General features: G+C 70.3%; 5 protein-coding genes. 1 reads left to right on the top strand and 4 read right to left on the bottom strand.

Annotation, left to right across the window (positions count from 1 at the left end; all coding sequences use genetic code 11):
* The 4 genes from G6028_RS09135 to G6028_RS09150 form a co-directional block, all read right to left on the bottom strand.
* A partial coding sequence (locus tag G6028_RS09135) for a ribonuclease HI (protein ID WP_182658695.1) occupies window positions 1-496 on the bottom strand: 496 nt, incomplete at its 3' end.
* A 69-nt stretch (window positions 497-565) separates the two neighbouring features.
* Entirely contained in the window at window positions 566-808 is a 243-nt protein-coding gene (locus G6028_RS09140) for a hypothetical protein (protein ID WP_182658696.1), read from the bottom strand.
* Window positions 809-852: 44 nt separating this feature from the next.
* On the bottom strand, window positions 853-2,037 hold the full coding sequence (locus G6028_RS09145) for a fatty acid desaturase family protein (protein ID WP_182658697.1): 1,185 nt from the start codon (window positions 2,035-2,037) through the stop codon (window positions 853-855).
* Between the two features lie 64 nt (window positions 2,038-2,101).
* Window positions 2,102-3,250: a flavin reductase family protein gene (locus G6028_RS09150; RefSeq protein ID WP_182658698.1), complete on the bottom strand. Its 1,149-nt coding sequence runs from the start codon at window positions 3,248-3,250 to the stop codon at window positions 2,102-2,104.
* A gap of 252 nt (window positions 3,251-3,502) precedes the next feature.
* On the opposite strand from G6028_RS09150, the gene G6028_RS09155 reads away from it, so the two are divergent.
* Window positions 3,503-4,015: TetR family transcriptional regulator (locus G6028_RS09155; RefSeq protein WP_182658699.1), on the top strand; the 513-nt coding region annotated here is incomplete at its 3' end.

Raw genomic sequence — 4,015 nt, forward strand, 5'->3', positions numbered from 1 at the left:
CGGCCGGGTCGTCACCCGCGCCCACCGCCTGCGCGCCCGGGAACCCGGGGCCGGCCTCGGGCTCCCGACGCGACGCATGGGCCTTGGCGGCCCCGTTGGCCAGGACGTCCGCCTTCTCGTTGAGCTCGTGGCCGGCGTGACCCTTGACCCACTCGAAGGTGACCTCGCGGCCCGTCATCGCCTCGTCGAGCGCCTTCATGACCTCGACGTTGAGAACGGGCTTGCCGTCGGCCTTCTTCCAGCCCTTGCGCTTCCAGCCGACCATCCACTTGGTCACCGAGTTGATGACGTACTGCGAGTCGCACAGGATGTGGAGGGGCTCGGGGGAGTGCGCGGTCTGGCGGAGGAGATCCAGGACCGCGGCGAGCTCGCCCTGGTTGTTGGTTCCGCGTGTCCAGCCGCCGCAGCGCCACCGCGACTCGTCGATGTACCAGGCCCATCCGGCCGGGCCGGGGTTACCGAGAGCGGAGCCGTCCGCGGCGGCGATGATCGTCACGTCGAGCGATGATGCCACCGTGGCCGGGGGGAGGCCCCACCGGCCACGGTCATCGGGTCACCAACGGTCTCATCCCTGCAGTTCGCCGTCCTCGATGCCGTCCAGGTCGATCGCGGGAGAGTGCTTGCGCTCGTCGAGGCGGGCGGCCCGGGCTGCCTCCCTCATCTCGATCCCGTCGGTGACGAAGTCACCGACCTCCTTGGCGATGGACCCGATCGCGTCGGTGATGATGACGGCGATGCGGCCGACGAGGGACGCCCCCGCCTGGACACCTGCCTGGACCTGGTCCTTGTTGCGCTCGAAGTCGCCCATCGATGCGCTCCCTTCGTCAGTGGTGTCCACGAAGTTACCCCGGCTCAGGCCGCGGGTGTCACCTTCCTGCGCTCGATGAGCACGGCCGGCGTGTCCGCCGGGGTGGGCGACAGCGGCAGGGCGAGCCGGAACATCTTGGACCACACGTTCGCCACCTGCTTCCACAGCGGGCCGGTCGTGTACGGAAGGCCGTGCTCCTCGCAGAGCGCCCGGACCTCCTCGGCGATCTCCGGGTAGCGGTGCGCGGGCAGATCGGGGAAGAGGTGGTGCTCGATCTGGTGCGAGAGGTTGCCGGTGGCCAGGTGCATGAACGGGCTTCCCGAGATGTTGGCCGAGCCGAGCATCTGGCGCACGTACCACTCGCCGCGGGTCTCCTCGGCCGTCTCCTCCTGGGTGAAGACCTGCGCGCCGGAGGGGAAGTGCCCGCAGAAGATCACCGAGAACGCCCAGACGTTGCGGACGAGGTTGGCGGTGAGGTTGCCCGCGAAGGTGAGCGGGAACAGCGGGCCGGTGAGCGCCGGGTGGACGATGTAGTCCTTGGCGACCTGGCCGCGCATCTTGCCCCACCACCCGGCGAGCAGGCCCTTGACGTCCGACCACTTGCGCTTGCCCTTGAGCACGTTGTCGTACTCGAGGTCGTGGAGCATCACGCCCCACTCGAACGCCATCATGAGCCCGAATGCGTACAGCGGGTTGCCCAGGCGCAGCGGGGTCCACTTCTGCTCGTACTCCATGCGCAGGATGCCGTATCCGATGTCCCGATCGAGGTCCAGGATGTTGGTGTGCGTGTGGTGCATGTAGTTGTGCGAGTGTCGCCACTGGTCGGACGGGCACACGTTGTCCCACTCGAAGCTGGACGAGTGGAGCATGTCGTCGCGCATCCAGTCGTACTGGCCGTGCATGACGTTGTGGCCGATCTCCATGTTGTCGAGGATCTTGGAGGCGCTCAGCGCGGCCACTCCTGCGAGCCACGCGGGCGGCAGGAAGCCGAGGAACATCAGGGCGCGCCCGGTCAGTTCGAGTCGACGCTGCATGCGGACCACGCGGAGGATGTAGTCGCGGTCGGCGGTGCCCAGGTCGGCCACCACGCGGTCGCGGATGGCGTCGAGCTCACGGCCGATGATCTCCACCGATTCGGCGGACAGCACCACGGGCTCGGGGCCGGTGGCGTCGGGCTTCTCGGTCTTCGGCTTCGTGGAGCGGATGGTGGGGAGCTGCAGGAGGGTCATGACGGGAGTCCTTCCGGTCGTTCCGGTGGGAGTACGGGTTGGGATGTGACTGTGTCGGGGAGGTCTAGAGCTCGATCTCGACGTCGCCCACGGGCGCGGAGACACAGATCTGGACTAGGCAACCGGGTTCGGTGTCGACCTCGCCCGTCCTGAGGTCGCGGGTGGCGCCGGAGACCCGGACGGCGGTGCAGGTGTGGCAGATGCCCATCCGGCAGCCGTGCTTCGGGGACAGCCCCGCGGCCTCCGCGCCCTCCAACAGCGTGGTGCCGGAGTTGAGCGCCGACACACCGCTCCTGACGTGGGTGACGGTTCCGCCGTCGCCCTCCGGCACGGGTCCGTTGGAGGCGGTGAACCGCTCGCGGAGGACGTCCGCGTAGCGGTCTGCTCCGAGTGCGTCGGCCAGGCCGTCGGCCAGGCCGTCGGGCCCGCAGAGGAAGACGGTGGAATCGGCGTGCCACGGCGCCACCTCGTCGAGGTGGCCCTCTGTCAGGTGGCCGACCAGGTCCCGCGACGACGGGTCGGAGGTGACTGACGGGTCCGGGTGGCCCGAGGTGTCTGACGGGTCCGGTGCCACGGTGGGGACCACCCGGACCTCGACACCGGCGCGCGAGAGTTCGCGGATCCGGTCACGGAACGGCACGTCCTCGACCCGGCGGGCGTAGTGGAGCCACGCGACACGGCCGGTGGCCCCCTCCCCGCAGTGGCCCTCCCCGGCGAGGGTGGAGGCGATGGAGAGCATCGGGGTGATGCCGCTGCCGCCGCTGACCAACAGCACGTCGGTCGGGCGTGCGTCCGGGAGGGTGACCTCCCCGACGGGGTTCCCGAGGAGCAGTCGCATCCCGGGAGCGGCCTCGGACCACAGGTGTTCGGAGACCACGCCCCCCGGATGCCGGCGGACGGCGATCGTCGCCAGGCCGTCGGACCGCGCGGCGGAGTCCACCGGGGAGTAGTGACGGCGGTGGACGACGCCGTCGACCACCACGCCGATCTCGAGAGCGGCTCCGGGGGCGGGCCGGTCGACCCCGGCCGGGAGCCGGAGCGTGATGACGGTGACGTCGGAGACGGGCCGGTCGACGGCGACGACCGTCGCGCCGGTCGGGTCGTCGGACCAGCTCACTCCGAGTGAGCGGACGTAGTGCTCCACCGGGTGCGGGGTGAGCAGGGTGCGGGTGATCCCGCGGGAGAAGAGTCGGCTGATGGTCGGGGCGGTCATGAGGACCTCCGGAAGGTAGTGGTCGGTGTGGTCGTGCGCCGTCGGACGCGGCCTACTGCCGTGATGTGCGGTCCCGACCTCACGGTCGCGGCTGCACCACGGGGGCGTATCCGGCCGGTTCGACCACCGGACGAGTTTGAGTGTACATACGTTCTCTCAAATGGAAAGGGGCCCGCCGCTGTCACGTGGGTCACACTCCGACGGGGGGTTCCCCACATGCGGATACAGGCCTCAGGCGATAGCATCACGGGCGTGGCGACACCAGGTACCCGGGCGGAGCAGAAGCGGCACACACGTGCACTCATCGTTGCCGCGGGCCGCCACGCGGTGGCCACGCGGGGATTCTCCGGCCTGGTCGTCCGCGAGCTCGCACGCGAGGCGGGCATCGTCCCCACCGCGTTCTACCGGCACTTCGAGTCGGTGGACGCCCTGGCCACCGAGATCGCGGCGGGGGCTGCCGAGGCGCTGGGCGAGCTCGTCGACGACCTCGTCGCAGGGCCGGCATCGGATCCCGTCGTGGACTGGCCCGGTCGGGCCTCGGCCGCCGCCGTCCGGGACCCGCAGACCTGGTCGGTGCTCGCCCGCGGGCTCGTCGACACCGCCCATGCCGACCACCGGGTGCTCTCGGCGGCCGTCGACTCCGCACGCCGACGGCTGGGGATCACCCTGGGACGGCTCGAGACGCTCTCCGGCGCGGACGGAAGCGCGGTGGATATCGCGGCAGACCTCGTCGTCGTCGTCCTGTTGCGACTCCTCGTGGAGGTG

It is taken from the genome of Dietzia cercidiphylli (genome assembly GCF_014145145.1).
GTDB classification, from domain to species: domain Bacteria; phylum Actinomycetota; class Actinomycetes; order Mycobacteriales; family Mycobacteriaceae; genus Dietzia; species Dietzia natronolimnaea.

Coding starts and splice junctions, on each gene's coding strand:
- G6028_RS09140 (WP_182658696.1), bottom strand. CDS start 808: ATGGGCGACTTCGAGCGCAACAAGGACCAGGTCCAGGCAGGTGTCCAG.
- G6028_RS09145 (WP_182658697.1), bottom strand. CDS start 2,037: ATGACCCTCCTGCAGCTCCCCACCATCCGCTCCACGAAGCCGAAGACC.
- G6028_RS09150 (WP_182658698.1), bottom strand. CDS start 3,250: ATGACCGCCCCGACCATCAGCCGACTCTTCTCCCGCGGGATCACCCGC.